The 19,508-nt window shown below is 72.6% G+C and carries 19 protein-coding genes; 7 read left to right on the top strand and 12 right to left on the bottom strand.

The window, feature by feature from the left end; translation table 11 throughout:
* Positions 1–80: 80 nt before the first annotated feature.
* On the top strand, positions 81–839 hold the full coding sequence (locus tag ACZ6ZN_RS14915; protein ID WP_398106877.1) for a SigE family RNA polymerase sigma factor: 759 nt from the start codon (positions 81–83) through the stop codon (positions 837–839).
* Positions 840–1,012: 173 nt separating this feature from the next.
* Here the strand turns inward: ACZ6ZN_RS14915 and ACZ6ZN_RS14920 are convergent, their stop codons facing one another.
* Positions 1,013–1,717, bottom strand: coding sequence for a uridine kinase (locus tag ACZ6ZN_RS14920; RefSeq protein ID WP_398106876.1), 705 nt, complete (start codon positions 1,715–1,717; stop codon positions 1,013–1,015).
* A gap of 56 nt (positions 1,718–1,773) precedes the next feature.
* On the opposite strand from ACZ6ZN_RS14920, the gene ACZ6ZN_RS14925 reads away from it, so the two are divergent.
* Entirely contained in the window at positions 1,774–2,181 is a 408-nt protein-coding gene (locus ACZ6ZN_RS14925; RefSeq protein WP_398106875.1) for a hypothetical protein, read from the top strand.
* 71 nt (positions 2,182–2,252) lie between these two features.
* Here ACZ6ZN_RS14925 and ACZ6ZN_RS14930 read toward each other — a convergent pair whose 3' ends face one another.
* From ACZ6ZN_RS14930 to deoC, 3 genes are read right to left on the bottom strand one after another with little or no spacing between them, the layout of a single operon-like run.
* Positions 2,253–3,143 carry an aldehyde dehydrogenase family protein gene (locus tag ACZ6ZN_RS14930; protein WP_451876628.1) on the bottom strand — a complete coding sequence of 297 codons (891 nt, stop codon included), beginning with the start codon at positions 3,141–3,143 and terminating at the stop codon, positions 2,253–2,255.
* Positions 3,144–4,601 carry an aldehyde dehydrogenase family protein gene (locus ACZ6ZN_RS14935; RefSeq protein WP_469646287.1) on the bottom strand — a complete coding sequence of 486 codons (1,458 nt, stop codon included), beginning with the start codon at positions 4,599–4,601 and terminating at the stop codon, positions 3,144–3,146.
* A 30-nt stretch (positions 4,602–4,631) separates the two neighbouring features.
* A complete protein-coding gene (gene deoC, locus ACZ6ZN_RS14940; RefSeq protein WP_398106872.1) occupies positions 4,632–5,594 on the bottom strand; it encodes a deoxyribose-phosphate aldolase in 963 nt (320 codons plus the stop codon).
* A 157-nt stretch (positions 5,595–5,751) separates the two neighbouring features.
* Here deoC and ACZ6ZN_RS14945 point away from each other — a divergent pair, with 157 nt between their 5' ends.
* Together ACZ6ZN_RS14945 and ACZ6ZN_RS14950 are read left to right on the top strand one after the other, a co-directional pair.
* A complete protein-coding gene (locus tag ACZ6ZN_RS14945) occupies positions 5,752–6,438 on the top strand; it encodes a PH domain-containing protein (protein ID WP_469646291.1) in 687 nt (228 codons plus the stop codon).
* 821 nt (positions 6,439–7,259) lie between these two features.
* Positions 7,260–7,619 (top strand): DUF6204 family protein, encoded by a 360-nt coding sequence (locus ACZ6ZN_RS14950; protein ID WP_451876630.1) that lies wholly within the window; start codon positions 7,260–7,262, stop codon positions 7,617–7,619.
* A 135-nt stretch (positions 7,620–7,754) separates the two neighbouring features.
* On the opposite strand, the gene ACZ6ZN_RS14955 is transcribed toward ACZ6ZN_RS14950, so the two are convergent.
* The 3 genes from ACZ6ZN_RS14955 to ACZ6ZN_RS14965 all read right to left on the bottom strand — a co-directional run bounded on the left by ACZ6ZN_RS14955 (position 7,755) and on the right by ACZ6ZN_RS14965 (position 11,032).
* A complete protein-coding gene (locus ACZ6ZN_RS14955) occupies positions 7,755–9,386 on the bottom strand; it encodes a phospho-sugar mutase (RefSeq protein WP_469646296.1) in 1,632 nt (543 codons plus the stop codon).
* Positions 9,387–9,665: 279 nt separating this feature from the next.
* The gene (locus tag ACZ6ZN_RS14960; RefSeq protein ID WP_376328833.1) at positions 9,666–10,490 is read right to left on the bottom strand and encodes a purine-nucleoside phosphorylase; all 825 of its coding nucleotides are present in this window, start codon (positions 10,488–10,490) and stop codon (positions 9,666–9,668) included.
* A gap of 104 nt (positions 10,491–10,594) precedes the next feature.
* Positions 10,595–11,032 carry a gamma-glutamylcyclotransferase gene (locus ACZ6ZN_RS14965; RefSeq protein WP_398106868.1) on the bottom strand — a complete coding sequence of 146 codons (438 nt, stop codon included), beginning with the start codon at positions 11,030–11,032 and terminating at the stop codon, positions 10,595–10,597.
* A gap of 95 nt (positions 11,033–11,127) precedes the next feature.
* Here ACZ6ZN_RS14965 and ACZ6ZN_RS14970 point away from each other — a divergent pair, with 95 nt between their 5' ends.
* Together ACZ6ZN_RS14970 and ACZ6ZN_RS14975 are read left to right on the top strand one after the other, a co-directional pair.
* A complete protein-coding gene (locus ACZ6ZN_RS14970) occupies positions 11,128–12,576 on the top strand; it encodes an NAD(P)H-quinone dehydrogenase (protein WP_451876634.1) in 1,449 nt (482 codons plus the stop codon).
* 167 nt (positions 12,577–12,743) lie between these two features.
* Complete coding sequence (locus tag ACZ6ZN_RS14975) at positions 12,744–13,721, top strand: DeoR/GlpR family DNA-binding transcription regulator (RefSeq protein ID WP_398106867.1); 978 nt, start codon at positions 12,744–12,746, stop codon at positions 13,719–13,721.
* A 481-nt stretch (positions 13,722–14,202) separates the two neighbouring features.
* On the opposite strand, the gene ACZ6ZN_RS14980 is transcribed toward ACZ6ZN_RS14975, so the two are convergent.
* Complete coding sequence (locus ACZ6ZN_RS14980) at positions 14,203–15,975, bottom strand: acetyl/propionyl/methylcrotonyl-CoA carboxylase subunit alpha (RefSeq protein WP_469646300.1); 1,773 nt, start codon at positions 15,973–15,975, stop codon at positions 14,203–14,205.
* A gap of 334 nt (positions 15,976–16,309) precedes the next feature.
* Here ACZ6ZN_RS14980 and ACZ6ZN_RS14985 point away from each other — a divergent pair, with 334 nt between their 5' ends.
* Positions 16,310–16,786 (top strand): hypothetical protein, encoded by a 477-nt coding sequence (locus tag ACZ6ZN_RS14985; RefSeq protein ID WP_469646303.1) that lies wholly within the window; start codon positions 16,310–16,312, stop codon positions 16,784–16,786.
* Here the strand turns inward: ACZ6ZN_RS14985 and ACZ6ZN_RS14990 are convergent.
* The 4 genes from ACZ6ZN_RS14990 to ACZ6ZN_RS15005 all read right to left on the bottom strand — a co-directional run bounded on the left by ACZ6ZN_RS14990 (position 16,755) and on the right by ACZ6ZN_RS15005 (position 19,486).
* The gene (locus ACZ6ZN_RS14990) at positions 16,755–17,375 is read right to left on the bottom strand and encodes a Maf family protein (RefSeq protein ID WP_451876636.1); all 621 of its coding nucleotides are present in this window, start codon (positions 17,373–17,375) and stop codon (positions 16,755–16,757) included. The two genes, ACZ6ZN_RS14985 and ACZ6ZN_RS14990, sit on opposite strands and share 32 nt — an antisense overlap.
* 31 nt (positions 17,376–17,406) lie before the next feature.
* Positions 17,407–17,535: a morphogenic membrane protein MmpB gene (gene mmpB, locus ACZ6ZN_RS14995; protein WP_333932515.1), complete on the bottom strand. Its 129-nt coding sequence runs from the start codon at positions 17,533–17,535 to the stop codon at positions 17,407–17,409.
* A 122-nt stretch (positions 17,536–17,657) separates the two neighbouring features.
* A complete protein-coding gene (locus ACZ6ZN_RS15000; protein ID WP_398106863.1) occupies positions 17,658–17,867 on the bottom strand; it encodes an acyl-CoA carboxylase epsilon subunit in 210 nt (69 codons plus the stop codon).
* 17 nt (positions 17,868–17,884) lie between these two features.
* Complete coding sequence (locus ACZ6ZN_RS15005; RefSeq protein WP_398106862.1) at positions 17,885–19,486, bottom strand: acyl-CoA carboxylase subunit beta; 1,602 nt, start codon at positions 19,484–19,486, stop codon at positions 17,885–17,887.
* Positions 19,487–19,508 lie beyond the last annotated feature (22 nt).

Below are 19,508 nucleotides of genomic sequence, written 5' to 3' on the forward strand. Positions count from 1 at the left end.
CCGCGGCAAGCTTTTCGGCACAGGGAAGGCAGCCCGCTCCGGCGGGCCGCACACCGGAAGTCCACGACGGGGGGCGCGAGATGAACACGCTGCACGGCACCAGCACCAGCGCAGTGATCACGCGTCTGCACGACGTGAACCGGGGCACCGACCGCAGCCGCGAGCTCGGGGGGGCACGGGGGTGCGCTCGCGGTACGGGGCGTCAGCACACCGGGTTCATGACGGTGGTCGACGCACGCACGGGGGAGGACAAGGGGACGGGGGCGGCTCACGGGGGAGCCGCGTACAGGGAGGGCTCGGGGGAGCGCAGCTCGCTGACGGAGGCGGAGTTCACCGCCTACGTCCAGGAGCGCCGCGCCTCCCTGTACGCAACCGCCTACCACCTGACCGGTGACCGCTTCGAGGCCGAGGACCTGCTGCAGAGCGCGCTGTTCTCGACCTACCGGGCGTGGGACCGGATCAGCGACAAGGCCGCGGTCGGCGGATACCTCCGCCGCACCATGACCAACCTGCACATCAGCGCCTGGCGGCGCCGCAAGCTCAACGAGTACCCGACCGAGGAACTGCCGGAGACGGCCGGCGACACGGACGCGATGCGCGGCACCGAGCTGCGCGCGGTCCTGTGGCAGGCGCTGGCCCGGCTGCCCGAACTCCAGCGCACCATGCTGGTCCTGCGCTACTACGAGGGCCGCACGGACCCGGAGATCGCGGAGATCCTCGACATCAGTGTCGGCACGGTGAAGTCCAGCATCTGGCGGTCGCTCCGCCGGCTGCGCGAGGACGAGGTCCTCAGCTTCGGCCGTGACGAGGAGGACGCCTTCGGCGAGCTCGTCGCCTGAAGGTACGGGGGGGGAGCACCACAAGGGGTGGGGCCCACGGGGGAGACCGGAGGGGACGCTGGGGGGCGTCCGCTTCGGGAGAGTGGGGGACACGGGGGAGCACCGAAGCGGGGCTGGAGGGCCGGGGGGTCCGTCCAGCCCCGTTCTCGTGCGCGCTCCCTGCCGCGTGCCCCTCAGGCCGCCGTGCGCAGGTCCGCGCAGTGGCCCGCCGCCGCGGACGCCAGACGGCCCATCGCCTCGTCCCGGTCGCAGGCGTACGCGCCGAGTGCGGTCTGGCGGGCGACGATCGAACGCTCCTGCCGCATCAGCCGCCAGCCGCGGCGTAGCAGGAACGGCACCGACTTGCGGCCCTCCCGCAGATCACGCAGGAAGCGGCGGCGGAACGTCTTCACCGCCCCGCGGCTCAGGCACAGCGCGTCGGCCAGCACACCCAGCTCCCGCAGCCGTGTGACGATCTCCGCGGCGAAGATGCCCTCGGCGATGAACAGCGGGGTCGGGCCGATCTCGACCGTCTCGGCGCCGGTCCGGGCGCTCAGCGACAGGTCGTAGACCGGGACGTCCGTGCGGCCGGTGCCGCACAGGTCGACGATGGCGGCCACGGCCGCGTCCGCGTCCCAGGAGTCCGGGTGGTCCCAGTCGATGTCGGAGCTCCCCGCCACCAGGGGCAGGGTCGGGTCGTCGCCCTCCTTGTAGAAGTCGTCGAGCCGCAGCACCGGGAGCCCGGAGCGGGCCGCGAGGAGGGACTTGCCGGAGCCGGAGGGGCCGCAGAGCAGCACGACTCGGGTCTGTATGGGCAGAGGGGAACTCACGGGACACCAGTGTGAGGCATCCACCGGGCGCCGTACGACCCTGCGGGTCGTCTTTGATGCGCGCGTCACACCTCAACTACCCTCAGTCCCGAATCGATTACCCAGTGCATCAGAAGGTGGCAGTCATGGCCCGACACGACTCTCCCAAGCAGCCGACCGCCCAGCGGGCCCTGGCCGTCCTCGCGACCGCGGGCGTGGCGCTCGGCGCGGGCACGGCGTCGGCCGCGGCGGACACGACGTCGATCCTGGGGATGGTCAACACCCGCCCGACCTCGCTCGGGAAGATCGACCCGCAGTCGGGCCTCCAGGCCGCCACGGGCACCGTCGGCTACGTCACCGGCCCCGTCGCCGGTCTCAAGCCCAATCCGCTCGCCGGCACGGGAGTCGACCCGCTGGACAACGGCGTGGGCACCCAGCTCGGCGACTTCCGGCCGCTGACGTCCCAGGCGCTGACGGGGCCGGTCGCGCAGGCCCAGTCGATCGCGGGCATCCCGGTGGTGGGGCAGGCGGCCGGACTGCTGTCGCAGCAGTAGCGAAGGGGGGCACGCGAGAAGCCCCGGCCCTCCCGGACGGAGGAGGGCCGGGGCTTCGGCTGCGAGGGCGCCTAGTAGCTGGAACCCGACGCGCCCAGCGAACCCGTGGGGTGCCAGACCGTCTTGGTCTCCAGGAACGCCGTCATGCGGTCGGTGCCGGGCGTCCGGACGTAATCCACAGGCTGTGGACGGAGAACGCGCTTGAGGTTGTCGGCCGCGGCGATCTCCAGCTCCTTCGCCAGCGCCTCGTCGGCGCCCGCGAGGTCGATCGCGTTGACGTCCTGGTGGGCGGCGAGCGGCGCCGCGATCTCCGCCGTGCGGCCCGACAGGACGTTGACCACGCCGCCGGGGACGTCGGAGGTGGCCAGTACCTCGGCCAGGGACAGCGCGGGCAGCGGGGCCTTCTCGCTGGCCACCACGACGGCGGTGTTGCCGGTGGCGATCACCGGGGCGAGCACCGACACCAGCCCCAGGAAGGACGACTCCTGGGGCGCCAGCACCGCCACCACACCCGTCGGCTCCGGGGAGGACAGGTTGAAGAACGGGCCCGCGACCGGGTTTCCGCCGCCGACGACCTGGGCGATCTTGTCGGTCCAGCCCGCGTACCAGACCCAGCGGTCGATCGTCGCGTCGACGACCGCGGCGGCCTTGGACTTGCCCAGGCCCTCCGCGTCGCCCACCTCGCGCACGAACTGGTCCCGGCGGCCCTCCAGCATCTCGGCGACGCGGTAGAGCACCTGGCCCCGGTTGTACGCCGTCGCGCCCGACCAGCCGCCGAACGCCTTGCGGGCCGCGACGACCGCGTCCCGGGCGTCCTTGCGGGAGGACAGCGGAGCGTTGGCCAGCCAGTTGCCCTTTGCGTCGGTCACCTCGTACACCCGGCCGCTCTCGGAACGCGGGAACTTCCCGCCGACGTACAGCTTGTAGGTCTTGAAGACACTGAGACGGTCAACTGCACTCATTTAGCGCTCGCCCTCCGGGCTCGACGGGGCGAGGTACGCCTCCAGGCCGTGACGGCCGCCCTCGCGGCCGGAGCCCGACTCCTTGTAGCCGCCGAACGGCGAGGTCGGGTCGAACTTGTTGAACGTGTTGGCCCACACGACGCCCGCGCGGAGCTTGTTCGCCACCGCCAGGATGCGCGAGCCCTTCTCCGACCAGATGCCGGCGGACAGGCCGTACGGCGTGTTGTTGGCCTTGGCGACGGCCTCGTCCGGCGTGCGGAACGTCAGCACCGACAGCACCGGGCCAAAGATCTCGTCCCGGGCGACGGTGTGCGCCTGGGTGACGTTCGTGAACAGCGTCGGGGCGAACCAGTAGCCGCTCTCGGGCAGTTCGCAGGACGGCGACCAGCGCTCGGCGCCCTCCGCCTCGCCCTGCTCGACGAGCGAGGTGATGCGGGTGAGCTGCTCCTCGCTGTTGATCGCGCCGATGTCGGTGTTCTTGTCCAGCGGGTCGCCGAGGCGCAGCGTGGACAGACGCCGCTTGAGGGAGTCGAGCAGCTCCTCCTGGACCGACTCCTGCACCAGCAGGCGGCTGCCGGCGCAGCAGACCTGGCCCTGGTTGAAGAAGATGCCGTTGACGATGCCCTCGACGGCCTGGTCGATCGGGGCGTCGTCGAAGACGATGTTCGCGCCCTTGCCGCCCAGTTCCAGCGTGACCTTCTTCTTCGTCCCCGCGACCGTGCGGGCGATCTCCTTGCCGACGGCCGTGGACCCGGTGAAGGCCACCTTGTCCACGTCCGGGTGGGCGACCAGCGCCGCGCCCGAGTCGCCGAAGCCCGGCAGGATGTTGACGACGCCCTTGGGCAGGCCCGCCTGGCGGCAGATGTCCGCGAAGAACAGCGCGGACAGCGGGGTCGTCTCGGCGGGCTTCAGGACGACGGTGTTGCCCGTCGCCAGCGCCGGGGCGATCTTCCACGCCAGCATCAGCAGCGGGAAGTTCCAGGGGATGACCTGGCCCGCGACACCGAGCGGCCGGGGGTTCGCCCCGAAGCCGGCGTGGTCGAGCTTGTCGGCCCAGCCCGCGTAGTAGAAGAAGTGCGCGGCGACCAGGGGCAGGTCGGCGTCGCGGGTCTCCTTGATCGGCTTGCCGTTGTCCAGCGTCTCCAGGACGGCCAGCTCCCGGCTGCGCTCCTGGATGATCCGGGCGATGCGGAACAGGTACTTGGCGCGCTCCGAGCCGGGCAGCGCCGACCACGTCCCGAAGGCGCGGCGCGCGGCCTTGACCGCGCGGTCCACGTCCTCGGCGCCGGCCCGGGCGATCTCGGAGAGGACCTCCTCGGAGGACGGCGAGACGGTCTTGAAGACCCTGCCGTCCGCCGCCTCGACGAACTCGCCGTCGATGAACAGGCCGTACGACGGCGCGATGTCGACGATCGAGCGGGACTCGGGGGCGGGGGCGTATGCGAATACCGAAGACACGTTGTCCATGTTCATGGGGTTCATGGGGTCTCAGTCCACCGTCACGTAGTCGGGACCGGAGTAGCGGCCGGTGGCCAGCTTCTGGCGCTGCATCAGCAGGTCGTTGAGCAGCGAGGAGGCGCCGAAGCGGAACCAGTGGTTGTCCAGCCAGTCCTCGCCCGCCGTCTCGTTGACCAGCACGAGGAACTTGATGGCGTCCTTCGACGTGCGGATGCCGCCGGCCGGCTTCACGCCGACCTGGATGCCGGTCTGGGCGCGGAAGTCGCGCACCGCCTCCAGCATCAGCAGCGTGTTCGCCGGGGTCGCGTTGACCGCGACCTTTCCGGTGGAGGTCTTGATGAAGTCCGCGCCGGCCAGCATGCCGAGCCAGCTCGCGCGGCGGATGTTGTCGTACGTCGAGAGCTCGCCCGTCTCGAAGATGACCTTCAGGCGCGCGGAGGTGCCGCAGGCCTCCTTCACGGCGGTGATCTCGTCGTACACCTTCAAGTATCGCCCCGCGAGGAACGCCCCGCGGTCGATGACCATGTCGATCTCGTCGGCGCCGGCGGCGACGGCCTCGCGGACGTCGGTCAGCTTCACGTCGAGCGAGGCGCGGCCGGCCGGGAATGCCGTGGCCACCGAGGCGACCTTCACGCCGGAGCCGGCGACGGCCTCCTTGGCCACGCCCACCATGTCGGGGTAGACGCAGACCGCGGCCGTCGTGGGCGTCGTACGGTCGGTCGGGTCGGGCCTGACCGCCTTCGCGCCGAGCGCCCGGACCTTGCCCGGGGTGTCCGCGCCTTCCAGCGTCGTCAGGTCGACCATCGAGATGGCGAGGTCGATCGCGAACGCCTTGGCGGTCGTCTTGATCGAGCGGGTGCCGAGGGAGGCCGCACGCCCCTCGAGTCCGACCGCGTCGACGCCGGGGAGCCCGTGGAGGAAGCGGCGCAGCGCGCTGTCGGACGAGGCGACGTCCTTGAGGGGGTGAGCTGCGGTGAGTGCAGAACTGGGCATGGTCACCAGACGAGCATATCTACGCGCGTAGCGGCTGTACAGCCCCCGGATGTTCCCGAAGGCCGGCGGAGCCGCGGGTGCGGGTGCCGGGCGGGGCCCGGACGGGCCCGGGTGGGCCCGGGAGTCCGGAGCGGGGAGGGTCCGGCAGAATCGAGGCATGACGAGCCCCGATTCCCAGTCGCCCGCGCCGCAGCCCCCGGACTCCCCGTCCGGTGACCGGGTCCACCGGTCGGTTCCGGCCATCGCCGGCGGCGTGATGCTGCTCGCCATCGCCGCGTGGATCGGCATCGACGCGGTGGTCAACGGGGACGGCCGCACCCCCTGGCTGGCGCTCGCCGTGCTGCTCCTCGTCGTGCCGCTGGTCGTCGCCTTCACGCTGCGGCCCGCGGTGTACGCCGGGGAGGACCGGCTGCGGATCCGCAACCCCTTCCGCGTGATCGTGCTGCCCTGGGGACAGGTGGCCGCGCTGAAGTCCGCCTACTCGAACGAGGTCCTCACCGAGTCCGGCACGAAGTACCAGCTGTGGGCCGTCCCCGTCTCGCTGCGGGCCCGCAAGCGGGCCAGGCGGCGCGAGATGCGCGCGACGGCGCAGGCCCGGCGGCAGTTGGGCCAGGACGGCGGCGGTGCGCTCGGGTTCGCGGCCGGGCGCGGTGGCGGGACCATGTCCGACGGGCCGGTGCGGGCCGAGACCGACCGGATCATGGACGACCTGCGGGCCCTGCGCGAGGACCGGCACGGGTCCGCGTCGGCGCAGGGCGAGGTCACCGTGCGGTGGGCCTACGAGATCATGGGCCCGGCGCTCGCGGGGGCGGTGCTGGTGCTGATCCTGCTGGCGGCGGGCTGACTCACCGGCCGACGGGGCCGCTGCGGCCTGCTGGGCGGCGAAGCGTGCGCATGGCCCGGCCGGCCTTGAGGACCGGTGGCCGACTGCCCGGATACCCGCGCTGTGGGCCGGCTGCTTGCCGGTGGTTGGTTCTGTGCGGCGGAGGCTCCGAGGCGGGGTGGCGGTCGGGCGGATAGCTGTTGTGTGTCCCGGCGGGTCCGCTCGGGCTGGGAGCGCATGGGCGGCTGCGGTGGGCCGGGTGCTGTGCCGGTTGCCAGTTCTGTGCGGCGGCGGCGGTTCCACGTCGGGCGGCGGTCCGGCGGACGGCTGTTGTGTGTCCCTGCGGGTCGCTCGGGCTGGGGGTGCACGGGCGGCTGCGGTGGACCGGGTGCTGTGCCGGTTGCCAGTTCTGTGCGGCGGAGGCTCCGAGGCGGGGTGGCGGTCGGACAGCTGTTGTGTATCCGGCGGGTCCGCTCGGGGTGGGGGTGCATGGGCGGCTGCGGTGGGCCGGGTGCTGTGCCGGTTGCCAGTTCTGTGCGGCGGAGGCTGCGAGGCGGGGAGCTGCGGTCCGGCGGACAGCTGTTGGTGTGTCCCTGCGGGGCCGCTCGGGCCGGGGGCGCGCGGGCTGCCGCCTTGAGGCGTGGGCCTTGCGGGTAGGCGGTCGGCGTGGGCGGGGCTGCCCGGTGGGCTGGTTGCTTTGCCCGTCGCCGGTTCTGCGGAGCGGCTCACTTGGCGGGTGGGTCGTTCGCCGCGTGTGGGCCTGCCCGCTCGGCTGCCCGGGAGGGCCTGTGCCCCGCCGAAAAGCAGTGGAGCGGGCCGGGCGGTGAGCCTAGGTTCGGGGGATGAGTACTCGTACCTTCCGCGTCACCGTGCGCGGCGTCTTCGACGGGCTGAGCGACGAGCAACGGGCCGCGCTGCTGGAGCGCGCCGCGGAGCACGACATGCTGCACGCGGCCTTCACGCCCGAGGGGCACCTCTCCTACGACGTGGCCGCGCGCCCCGCGTTCACCTTCCGGTTCCTGGACTCCGGGGACGCCGAGGAGGACATCCTGGAGGCCACCGAGCGGGCCGAGAACGCCGCGCGGTCGTGGCTGGAGGAGCGCGGGTACGGCTACAAGAAGCTGCGGTCCTCGGCCGAGGACCTCTCCCAGGCGCCCCTGGGCAAGCGGCAGCGGCGGGAGGCCGCCAAGAAGGGGGCGTAGGGGTTCGGGGCCTGCCGGCCCCGGTGGCCGAGGGGCCGCCGGGGCCGGCAGGCACTGCGCCGGGCGGCTCCCGGGGGAGTGCCCGGAGCCGGCACGGCCGTCGGGCACCCGGCGGTGGCCGGGCGCCCTGCCGTGTCAGATGCCCGCGGCCGCCGCGAGGTCGCGCTTGACGGCCTCCAGGACCTCCGTGGCCTTCGCCCGGGCCTCGGGGAGGTCCGTGCGGGAGGCGACCGGGACCACGACCTCCAGGTAGCACTTCAGCTTCGGCTCCGTGCCGCTCGGGCGGACGATCACCCGCGCCCCGTCCAGGGTGTAGCGCAGACCGTCCGTGGGCGGGAGGGACTCCGTGCCCCGGGTGAGGTCCTCCGTGCGGGTGATCGGCAGGCCCGCGAGCCGTGTCGGCGGGTGCTCGCGCAGGCGGGTCATGGCCGACGCGATCACCGAGAGGTCCTCGACGCGGACCGACAGCTGGTCCGTCGCGTGCAGCCCGTGCTCCACCGCGAGGTCGTCCAGCAGGTCCAGGAGGGTGCGGCCCTCCTCCTTGAGCCGGGACGCCAGCTCCGTGGTCAGCAGGGCGGCCGTGATGCCGTCCTTGTCGCGCACGCCCTCGGGGTCGACGCAGTAGCCCAGCGCCTCCTCGTAGCCGAAGCGCAGGCCCTCCGCCCTGGCGATCCACTTGAACCCGGTGAGGGTCTCCACGTGCCGCAGGCCGGCCTTCCCGGCGATGCGGCCGAGCAGCGACGACGAGACGATCGACTCGGCGAAGGTGCCGGTCGCGCCGCGGTGGACCAGGTGGGCGGCGAGGAGCGCGCCGACCTCGTCGCCGCGGAGCATGCGCCAGCCGTCGCCGTCCTGCACGGCCACGGCGCAGCGGTCCGCGTCCGGGTCGTTGGCGACGACGAGGTCCGGGCCGGTCTCGCGGGCCTTGGCGAACGCCAGGTCCATCGCGCCGGGCTCCTCCGGGTTGGGGAACGCGACGGTCGGGAACTCCGGGTCCGGCTCGGCCTGCTCCGCGACGAGGACCGGCTCCGGGAAGCCGGCGCGGGCGAACGCGGCCAGCACGACGTCCTTGCCGACGCCGTGCATCGCCGTGTACACCGTGCGGGCGGTACGCGGGGAGCCCTCGGCCAGGACCGCGTCCGTGCGGGCGAGGTAGGCGTCGAGGACGCCGTCGTCGAGTGTGTCCCAGCCGCCGTCGGGCCGGGGGACGTCGGTCAGGCTGCCGATCGCCTCGATCTCGGCGGCGATCTCCGCGTCGGCGGGCGGGACGATCTGGGAGCCGTCGCCGAGGTAGACCTTGTAGCCGTTGTCGCGGGGCGGGTTGTGGCTGGCGGTGACCTCGACACCCGCGACCGCGCCGAGGTGCCTGATCGCGAACGCGAGCACCGGCGTGGGCAGCGGGCGCGGCAGCAGGGCCGCGCGCAGGCCGGCGCCGGTCATGACGGCGGCGGTGTCGCGCGCGAAGTCGGCCGACTTGTGGCGGGCGTCGTAGCCGATGACGACCAGGCCGTCGCCGTGGCCCTGCTTCCTGAGGTACGCGGCCAGGCCCGCGGCGGCGCGGATGACGACCGTGCGGTTCATGCGCATGGGGCCGGCGCCCAGCTCACCGCGCAAGCCTGCGGTGCCGAACTGGAGCGTGCCGGCGAAGCGGGCGGCGAGCTCGGTCTCGTCCCTGGCGTCGATGAGGCGGGCGAGTTCGGCGCGGGTGTCCGGGTCGGGGTCCTCGGTGAGCCAGGTCTGGGCCTGTGCGATGAGTTCTTCGTACACGGTTCGGTGTCGGCCTCTCCGTCGTGTGTGGTGTGCCTGCGGCGGCCTGTGCCGCTTCGGGGGATGTGCGCGTCGCGCGTGGCGCCGGGTGGTGGGTCGGGGCCGCCCCGGGGGGTGTCCGTCCTCGGAACGGCGCGATGGGGTCGGATACCGACCAACCGTCCGTCGACGCGCCGACCGCTGCGGGCGGACACCCCCCGACGCGACCCCTTGCGTCGTCCGGCGGATGCGGCTGCGTCCCGATGCCCGCAGCCGCCGGACGACCTGCGGAAGCGTCCCTCAGAGGCGGCCCAGGACCTGGGCCAGCAGGGAGCCCATACGGGTGGCGCTGTCGCGGCCCGCCTGGAGGACCTCCTCGTGGTTCAGCGGCTCGCCCGTCATGCCGGCGGCGAGGTTCGTCACCAGGGAGATGCCGAGGATCTCCGCGCCCGCCTCGCGTGCGGCGATCGCCTCGAGGACGGTCGACATGCCCACCAGGTCCGCGCCGATGACCCGGGCCATGCGGATCTCCGCCGGGGTCTCGTAGTGCGGGCCGGGGAACTGGGCGTAGACGCCCTCCTCCAGCGTGGGGTCGACCTCCTTGCACAGGGCGCGCAGGCGCGGGGAGTAGAGGTCGGTCAGGTCGACGAAGTTCGCGCCGACGATCGGGGAGGTCGCCGTGAGGTTGATGTGGTCGCTGATCAGGACCGGCTGGCCGGGGCGCATGCCCTCGCGCAGGCCGCCGCAGCCGTTGGTCAGCACGACCGTCTTGACACCGGCGGCGACCGCGGTGCGCACGCCGTGCGCGACCGCCGCCACGCCGCGGCCCTCGTAGTAGTGCGTACGGCCCAGGAAGACCAGCGCCCGCTTGTTGCCGATGCGGTACGAGCGGATCTTGCCGCCGTGGCCCTCCACCGCCGGCGGCGGGAAGCCGGGCAGCTCGGTGACCTGGAACTCGGCCTCGGGGGCGCCCAGCGCGTCCACGGCCGGGGCCCAGCCGGAGCCCATCACGAGGGCGACGTCGTGGGTCTCGGCGCCCGTCAGTTCGCGCAGGCGGGCCGCGGCGGCGTCGGCGGCCGCGTGCGGGTCGCCCTGGATGTCGTCCGGAAGAAGAGATGCGTTCACGCGCATGAGGGTAGCCGCTGATTGCCTACGCGCGTAGATGTCATAGCTCACGGGGTGGCGATCGTTGTCTTGTCGTTTCCGACGAGCGCGGCCCGGGTCGGCCCTCAGCAGGGGCGCTTGCGCAGCTCCATCACATAGTCGTGCGGGGCCCCGGCCGACTCGGCCGCGTCGGCGATCTCGCCCAGGTAGCGGGCGGAGGGCAGCCCGCCCTCGTACGCGTTCAGGGTGAAGGCCCACGCGGACTCCTCGCCGTCCAGGGTGTGCACCCTGACCCGAGTCCGGCGGTAGATGTCCAGCCCCACGCCCTCCCAGCGGTCCAGCGACTCCTCGTCCATCGGGGCGATGTCGTACAGCGCGACGAAGACCTGGCAGAGGGGGTCCTCCACGATCGTCGGCAGCGCGCCCTCCCAGCCCATGTGCTCGCCGCCGAACGTCAGCCGCCAGCCGTTCATCCAACCGGTGGCGCGCAGCGGCGAGTGCGGGGCGCGGCGGGACATCAGCCGCGCGTCGAGGTTGCCGGCGTACGCGGCGTAGAGCGACATGGGGGAAGGGTACGGCAGGTGCTCCGGCGTCACTCGGGTAACGACAGGCCCGTCGGCGGGCCCCCGGGCGGTGTCCCCTTGTTGGGTGCGGGACAATGGAGTACGTGACTCGGATCGTGATCATCGGTGGCGGACCCGGCGGATACGAAGCGGCGCTGGTGGCCGCTCAACTCGGCGCGGAGGTGACCGTCGTCGACTGCGACGGCCTGGGCGGGGCGTCGGTGCTGACCGACTGCGTCCCGTCGAAGACTCTCATCGCCACGGCCGAGGTGATGACCACCTTCGACTCCTCGTACGAGGAGTTGGGGATCATCGTCGCCGACGACACCCCGCACATCGAGCAGGCCGCCCGGGTGGTGGGCGTGGACCTGGGCAAGGTCAACCGGCGTGTGAAGCGGCTCGCGCTCGCCCAGTCGCACGACATCACGGCCTCCGTGACGCGTGCCGGAGCGCGTGTCGTGCGCGGGCGCGGGCGGCTGGAGGGCATGCAGGCCCTCGACGGGTCGCGCAAGGTGGTCGTGCGCGCCGCCGACGGCAGCGAGGAGACCCTCACGGCCGACGCGGTCCTCATCGCCACCGGCGGGCACCCCCGCGAGCTGCCCGACGCCCAGCCCGACGGCGAGCGCATCCTGAACTGGACGCAGGTCTACGACCTCGACGAGCTGCCCGAGGAACTGATCGTGGTCGGCTCGGGTGTGACCGGCGCCGAGTTCGCCGGCGCCTACCAGGCGCTGGGCTCCCGCGTGACGCTCGTGTCGTCGCGCGACCGCGTGCTGCCCGGTGAGGACCCGGACGCCGCCGCCGTGCTGGAGGACGTCTTCCGGCGGCGCGGCATGAACGTGATGGGCCGTACCCGCGCGCAGTCGGCCAAGCGGGTGGGGGACCGGGTCGAGGTGACCCTGTCCGACGGGCGGGTCATCACCGGCTCGCACTGCCTCATGGCCGTCGGCGCCGTGCCCAACAGCGCCGGCATGGGGCTGGAGGAGGCCGGTGTCCGGCTGCGCGACTCCGGGCACATCTGGACCGACAAGGTCTCGCGCACGACCGCTCCCGGCGTGTACGCGGCCGGTGACGTGACCGGGGTGTTCGCCCTCGCGTCCGTCGCGGCCATGCAGGGGCGCATCGCCATGTACCACTTCCTGGGTGACGCGGTGGCGCCGCTGGACCTGAAGACCGTCTCCTCGAACGTCTTCACCGACCCGGAGATCGCGACCGTCGGCTACACGCAGTCCGACGTCGACGGCGGGAAGATCGACGCGCGGGTCGTGAAGCTGCCGCTGCTGCGCAACCCGCGCGCCAAGATGCAGGGCATCCGCGACGGCTTCGTCAAGATCTTCTGCCGCCCCGGCACGGGCATCGTCGTCGGCGGCGTGGTCGTGGCCCCGCGCGCCTCGGAACTGATCCACCCCATCTCGATCGCGGTCGACAACAATCTGACGGTCGAACAGATCGCGAACGCCTTCACCGTCTACCCGTCCCTGTCGGGCTCGATCGCCGAGGTGGCACGGCAGTTGCACACGCGCAAGGAGTCTGCGGAGGGCTGAGAGGCCGGTTCCGTCCCGTCGCCGCTCACGAGGAGTGTCCGACCGTGCGGACGGCATAGGCGGCGGGACTAGGCCTTATACCACTGCGCGGGGTCCGCTGCGAACATCTTCTGCTATTCAGCGCAAACTGCTGAAAGCAGACGGTCGCTGGCGTTACTGTCAGTTTCGTGTTCGCTGCAGAACGTCGCCAATTGATCCTCGAAATGGTGCGAGCGAACGGGGCCGTGTCGCTCCGTGAGCTCGCCCGCGTCGTCCAGACCTCCGAAGTGACCGTACGGCGGGACGTGCGCGCGCTGGAGGCAGAAGGACTCCTCGACCGCCGGCACGGCGGTGCGGTACTGCCGGGCGGTTTCACGCGGGAGTCCGGCTTTCCGCAGAAGTCTCACCTCGCGACCGCCGAGAAGACCGCCATCGCCGACCTCGCCGCGAATCTCGTGGAAGAGGGCGAGGCGATCGTGGTCGGGGCGGGTACGACGACCCAGGAGCTGGCCCGCCGGCTCGCCCGGGTGCCCGGCCTGACCGTCGTCACCAACTCGCTGCTGGTGGCGCAGGCACTGGCCCACGCCAACCGGGTCGAGGTCGTGATGACCGGCGGGACACTCCGCGGCTCGAACTACGCCCTCGTCGGCAGCGGGGCCGAGCAGTCCCTGCACGGGCTGCGGGTGTCGCGGGCGTTCCTGTCCGGGAGCGGGCTCACCGCCGAGCGGGGGCTGTCCACGTCCAACATGCTGTCCGCGTCCGTCGACCGGGCGCTGGTGCAGGCCGCGGCGGAGGTCGTGGTCCTCGCGGACCACACCAAGCTCGGCACGGACACCATGTTCCAGACCGTGCCGACGGACCTCATCACCCGCCTCGTGACGGACGAGCCGCCCGCGCACGACGACCGCGCCGGGACGGAGCTCCAGGCCCTTGCCGACCAGGGCGTGCAGATCGCCGTGGCCGGCGGGCAGGGAGGTGCCACGGGAGCGGCAGGCTCCGGGGGTGATGCCGTCCCGGCGCGCCAGCAGCGCCGGGACGTGCCGCTGCCGGGACCCCGGCGGCAGGTGCCGGGCGGCGGGGGCGGCGCCCTGCGCTCCACCGCGATGCTCGGCGAGCAGGGCCCGGGAGCCGAACGGGCCCGGGTCGCGGACCTGCGCCGCCGCTGACACCGGGGCCGGCCGGGAGGCGCCGCACGTCACGGCCGGCCGCCGACCGAGGTCGTGACCTGGGGGGCCCGTGGTCCCGTCACCCGGTGGGCCGGTGGGCCGGTGGGCCGGTGGTCCCGTCACCCGGTGGGCCGGTCGGCCGGTGGGCCGGTGGGCCGGTGGGCCGGTAGGGGTGACCCGCGCGCCCAGCCGACACGGGCGTCTGCGGGCGGGACAGCGGCGCCGACGCTCGTCGAGCCGCAGTCGGCCGTCCGGCTCGGGCCGTGACCGGTGACGCTGTGCCGAGCGGCCCGAGCCGGCCGAAACACCTGCGGCGCGCCTTAGGCCGGACGTGCGGCGGCGCCGGCGTCAGCGGGCGGCGGGGCGGGTCGTGATCGCCCGTCAGCCCGGCCGGGACCGGATGGGCCGGACGGGGGGCGACGGAAACGGCTGCGGCGCGTCCCCGGGTCGGGGACGCGCCGCAGCCGGTGGTTCTCGTGGATCAGTCCTTGATCTCGCAGATCGCCGCGCCCGACGTCACCGACGCGCCGATCTCCGCCGACAGGCCCTTGATCGTGCCGGAGCGGTGGGCGTTGAGGGGCTGCTCCATCTTCATGGCCTCCAGGACGACGACCAGGTCGCCCTCCTTGACCTCCTGGCCCTCCTCGACCGCGACCTTGACGATCGTGCCCTGCATCGGCGAGGTCAGTGTGTCACCGGAGGCGACGGGGCCGGACTTCTTCGCCGCGCGGCGCTTGGGCTTGGCGCCCGCCGCGAGGCCCGTACGGGCCAGGGACATGCCCAGCGACGACGGCAGGGAGACCTCGAGGCGCTTGCCGCCGACCTCGACGACGACCGTCTCGCGGCCCGCCTCCTCGTCCGCCTCCGCGTCCGCGGGCGCCGCGAACGGCTTGATCTCGTTGACGAACTCCGTCTCGATCCACCGCGTGTGGACCGTGAAGGGCTCGGAGGAGCCAGTGAGCTCGGGCGCGAACGCCGGGTCCTTCACCACCGCGCGGTGGAACGGGATGGCCGTGGCCATGCCCTCGACCTGGAACTCCTCCAGCGCACGCGCGGCCCGCTCCAGGGCCTCCTTGCGCGTACGGCCGGTGACGATCAGCTTGGCCAGCAGCGAGTCCCACGCCGGGCCGATGACCGAGCCGGACTCCACGCCCGCGTCCAGCCGGACACCCGGGCCGGACGGCGGGGCGAAGGTGGTGACGGTGCCGGGCGCGGGCAGGAAGTTGCGGCCCGGGTCCTCGCCGTTGATGCGGAACTCGAAGGAGTGGCCGCGCAGCTCCGGGTCGCCGTAGCCGAGTTCCTCGCCGTCGGCGATACGGAACATCTCGCGCACCAGGTCGATGCCGGCGACCTCCTCGGTGACCGGGTGCTCCACCTGGAGGCGGGTGTTGACCTCCAGGAAGGAGATCGTGCCGTCGAGGCCGACGAGGAACTCCACCGTGCCGGCGCCGACGTAGCCGGCCTCCGTCAGGATCGCCTTGGAGGCGGAGTACAGCTCCTCCATCTGCGCCTCGGACAGGAACGGCGCGGGGGCCTCCTCCACCAGCTTCTGGTGGCGGCGCTGCAGCGAGCAGTCACGGGTGGAGACGACGACCACGTTGCCGTGCTGGTCGGCCAGGCACTGGGTCTCCACGTGGCGGGGCTTGTCGAGGTAGCGCTCGACGAAGCACTCGCCCCGGCCGAAGGCCGCCACGGCCTCGCGGACGGCGGAGTCGTACAGCTCGGGCACCTCTTCGAGGGTGCGGGCGACCTTCAGGCCGCGGCCGCCGCCGCCGAACGCCGCCTTGATGGCGATGGGCAGGCCGTGCTCCTCGGCGAAGGCGACGACCTCCTCCGCACCGGAGACCGGGTCGGGCGTGCCGGCCACCAGCGGGGCACCGGCGCGCTGGGCGATGTGCCGGGCGGCCACCTTGTCACCGAGGTCGCGGATCGCCTGCGGCGGCGGGCCGATCCAGATCAGACCCGCGTCCAGCACCGCCTGGGCGAACTCGGCGTTCTCGGAGAGGAAGCCGTACCCGGGGTGGATCGCGTCCGCGCCCGACTCCCGGGCGGCCTTCAGCACCTTCTCGATGTCGAGGTAGCTGGTGCCCGGGGTGTCACCGCCCAGGGCGAACGCCTCATCCGCGGCGCGGACATGCAGAGCGTCCCGGTCCGGGTCGGCGTAGACGGCCACGCTCGCGATCCCGGCGTCCCGGCAGGCCCGGGCCACGCGGACAGCGATTTCGCCACGGTTGGCGATGAGCACCTTGCGCACGATTGAGGCTCCCTCCTTGAAACAAGCCGAGTTTAGGGACAGCCGACACGGCACTTCGACCCGTCCCCAATGGTGAGCTTGCCCACACGGAGCGTGATTCGAGGCTCGCTCGACCTGCGAAATCCCTTGTCGCACCGCAGAACGCAGTACTCCTCCGGGAAACCCTAGCCGTCTCCTGTGGTCAAGGTCTCTGTCATCACGTGCTGCGGGCCACTCTGTTTCTTTGTGGAGTCCCTACGAATGGCCCAATGATTCTTTGCTTGCCGCCGGACCCTTGTTCCCTCGTTTACCCGTGAGTAGCCTTCGCGGTGTCCCGAACGGCGGAAGGGGGCGCGTGGTGCGCAGGCCGGTGGCGTGGGTCGTGGCGGTCGTGCTGTTCGCCGAGGCGTTCGGCATCGCCGCGCTGAACTGGATCCTCGGGATCGCCGTCGACCGGCAGGACATGTCGCTGGCCGGGCTCGACCCGCACATGATGTCGGTGTCCTCGAAGATCGGCGGGATCGTCTTCGGCCTCTACTTCGCGCTGTGCGGCCTGGTCGCCCTGCTCGTGGCGCTGCGGGACCAGCGCCCGGCCGGCTTCGGACGGGTGCTGCTGGTCAGCGCGGCCGTGGTGCACGGGCTGCTCGGGGCGTTCACCTGGGGCCCGGTGGGCCCGCCGGCGTTCCTCTTCATGGTGCTGGTGCTCGCCCTGATCGTCCTGCTGCTGATGACGTACGACCGTCCCGCCGGGCCCGCCGGCGCCGCGCCCGAGGACGGCCCGGGCGGCGGCGCGGACGCGGTCACCTCTCCGCCGGCGCCCACAACTCCGTGATGCCCACGCCCAGTTCCTTCAGCAGCCGCCGGACCAGGGGCAGGCTGATGCCGATGACGTTGCCGTGGTCGCCGTCGATGCCGTCGATGAACGGCGCGGAACGGCCGTCCAGGGTGAACGCCCCGGCGACGTGGAGGGGTTCGCCGGAGGCCACGTAGGCGGCGACCTCCTCGTCGGTGGGTTCACCGAAATGGACGACGGTCGACGCGGTGGCGGAGACGTACCGTCCGGTGACCGTGTCGTAGACGCAGTGGCCCGTCTGGAGGGTGCCGGCCCGGCCGCGCATCGCCGTCCAGCGGGCGGTGGCCTCCTCGGCGTCCGCGGGCTTGCCCAGCGCCTTGCCGTCCAGGTCGAGCACGGAGTCGCAGCCGATGACCAGCGCGCCCTTGGCCTCCGGGCGGGCGGCCACGACGGAGGCCTTCGCCTCGGCGAGGGCGAGCGCCAGTTCGGCGGGGGTGGGGGCGGTGACGGCGTCCTCGTCGACGCCGCTGACGATCACCTCGGGGGCGAGACCTGCCTGGCGGAGCAGACCGAGCCGGGCGGGGGACTGGGAGGCGAGGACGAGTCGCCTGCTGCGCTGAGCGGTCATGCCGTCAGATTAGTCACCCGGGCGGGCCGGCTCACCTCACGCCGATCCCGATCATCACCAGCACCATGGCCACCGCCAGGAGAACGCTCAGCCGCCGCAGCATGCCCTGCATGTCACGCAGTTCCTCGGGCGGTTCGTTCTCGGGGTCGGACCACAGCATGACTCCAGCGTGCGGCCCAGCGGGGCGGGGCGCCTGAGTAGGCGTACTCAAATCGGCGCCCCGCGTTCCGCTACGCATCCGCATCCGCTGCCGTGAGTCCCTCGTACGGCCGAGGGGGCGGGTCACCCCGGCCAGTAGGTGCGGCCCCACGCGGCCGGCCCCGGCTGGGGCAGGCGGTGGGCCGTGATCCGGGACGGGTCGGACCACGCGTCGCGCGGCGCGGGCGCGCCGGACGGCGCCGCGGCGGCCGCCGCGGCGCGCGCCCTGACCACCGCCAGGGCGGCGGCCAGCTCCTCCGGGGTCGGGTTGCCTCGCAGGACCTTGATGTTCATGGCGGCTCCCAGCAGGCCTAGAGGGGGATGTTGCCGTGCTTCTTCGGAGGCAGGGATTCCCGCTTCGTGCGCAGCTGACGCAGGCCCCGGACGATGTGCCGGCGCGTCTCGGACGGCAGGATGACGGCGTCGACGTACCCGCGCTCGGCCGCGACGTAGGGGTTGAGGAGGGTGTCCTCGTACTCCTGGATCAGCCGGGCCCGCACCGCCTCCAGGTCCTCCCCGGCGGCCTCCGCCTCCGCGAGCGTGCGGCGGTGCAGGATGTTGACCGCGCCCTGGGCGCCCATGACGGCGATCTGGGCCGTCGGCCAGGCCAGGTTGAGGTCGGCACCCAGGTGCTTGGAGCCCATGACGTCGTAGGCGCCGCCGAAGGCCTTGCGGGTGATCACCGTGATCAGCGGGACGGTCGCCTCGGCGTAGGCGTAGATCAGCTTGGCGCCGCGCCGGATGATGCCGTCGTGCTCCTGGTCCACGCCCGGCAGGAAGCCGGGGACGTCGACGAAGGTGAGCACCGGGACGTTGAAGGCGTCGCAGGTCCGCACGAAGCGGGCCGCCTTCTCGCTGGCCTTGATGTCCAGGCACCCGGCGAACTGCATGGGCTGGTTGGCGACGATGCCGACCGGACGGCCCTCGACGCGCCCGAAGCCGGTGACGATGTTCGGCGCGTACAGCGGCTGCGTCTCGAAGAACTCGGCGTCGTCCAGGACGTGCTCGAGCACCGCGTGCATGTCGTACGGCTGGTTCGCGCTGTCCGGGACGATCGTGTCCAGCTCGCGGTCCTCGTCGCCGACCTCCAGGTCGGCCTCCTCGGGGAAGACCGGCGCCTCGGAGAGGTTGTTGGACGGCAGGTAGGACAGCAGCTGCTTGATGTACTCGATCGCGTCCTTCTCGTCGCCCGCCATGTGGTGGGCCACGCCGGAGGTCGCGTTGTGGGTCCGGGCGCCGCCCAGCTCCTCGAAGCCGACGTCCTCGCCGGTGACGGTCTTGATGACGTCGGGGCCGGTGATGAACATGTGCGAGGTCTGGTCGACCATCACCGTGAAGTCGGTGATGGCCGGGGAGTAGACCGCCCCGCCCGCGCACGGCCCGACGACCAGGCTGATCTGCGGGATCACACCGGAGGCGTGGGTGTTGCGGCGGAAGATCTCGCCGTACGCGCCGAGCGAGGCCACACCCTCCTGGATGCGCGCGCCGCCGGAGTCGTTGATGCCGATGACCGGGCAGCCGGTCTTCAGCGCGAAGTCCATGACCTTGACGATCTTCTGCCCGTAGACCTCGCCCAGCGCGCCGCCGAAGACGGTGAAGTCCTGCGAGAACACGGCGACCGGCCGGCCGTCGACGGTGCCGTAACCGGTGACGACCCCGTCGCCGTACGGGCGGTTCTTGTCGAGGCCGAAGTTGGTCGAGCGGTGCCGGGCGAACTCGTCGAGCTCGACGAAGGAGCCCTCGTCCAGCAGGAGTTCGATCCGCTCACGGGCCGTCAGCTTGCCCTTGGCGTGCTGCTTCTCCACCGCACGGGCGGATCCGGCGTGTGTCGCTTCCTCGATGCGGCGCTTCAGGTCCGCGAGCTTGCCCGCGGTCGTGTGGATGTCGGGCTGCTGCTCTTCCGGCTCGGACATCGGGATGCGGCTCCCTGCCTGC

The sequence above is a fragment of the Streptomyces sp. NPDC053665 genome, from assembly GCF_055585285.1.

Excerpts from the sequence above, each read along its gene's own strand:
- ACZ6ZN_RS14990 (WP_451876636.1), bottom strand. The coding sequence starts at position 17,375 with ATGACCGCTCAGCGCAGCAGGCGACTCGTCCTCGCCTCCCAGTCCCCC.
- ACZ6ZN_RS14970 (WP_451876634.1), top strand. The coding sequence starts at position 11,128 with ATGGAGTACGTGACTCGGATCGTGATCATCGGTGGCGGACCCGGCGGA.
- deoC (WP_398106872.1), bottom strand. The coding sequence starts at position 5,594 with ATGCCCAGTTCTGCACTCACCGCAGCTCACCCCCTCAAGGACGTCGCC.
- ACZ6ZN_RS14965 (WP_398106868.1), bottom strand. The coding sequence starts at position 11,032 with ATGTCGCTCTACGCCGCGTACGCCGGCAACCTCGACGCGCGGCTGATG.
- ACZ6ZN_RS15000 (WP_398106863.1), bottom strand. The coding sequence starts at position 17,867 with ATGAACATCAAGGTCCTGCGAGGCAACCCGACCCCGGAGGAGCTGGCC.
- ACZ6ZN_RS14915 (WP_398106877.1), top strand. The coding sequence starts at position 81 with ATGAACACGCTGCACGGCACCAGCACCAGCGCAGTGATCACGCGTCTG.
- ACZ6ZN_RS15005 (WP_398106862.1), bottom strand. The coding sequence starts at position 19,486 with ATGTCCGAGCCGGAAGAGCAGCAGCCCGACATCCACACGACCGCGGGC.
- ACZ6ZN_RS14930 (WP_451876628.1), bottom strand. The coding sequence starts at position 3,143 with ATGAGTGCAGTTGACCGTCTCAGTGTCTTCAAGACCTACAAGCTGTAC.
- ACZ6ZN_RS14950 (WP_451876630.1), top strand. The coding sequence starts at position 7,260 with ATGAGTACTCGTACCTTCCGCGTCACCGTGCGCGGCGTCTTCGACGGG.
- ACZ6ZN_RS14945 (WP_469646291.1), top strand. The coding sequence starts at position 5,752 with ATGACGAGCCCCGATTCCCAGTCGCCCGCGCCGCAGCCCCCGGACTCC.
- mmpB (WP_333932515.1), bottom strand. The coding sequence starts at position 17,535 with ATGCTGTGGTCCGACCCCGAGAACGAACCGCCCGAGGAACTGCGTGAC.
- ACZ6ZN_RS14925 (WP_398106875.1), top strand. The coding sequence starts at position 1,774 with ATGGCCCGACACGACTCTCCCAAGCAGCCGACCGCCCAGCGGGCCCTG.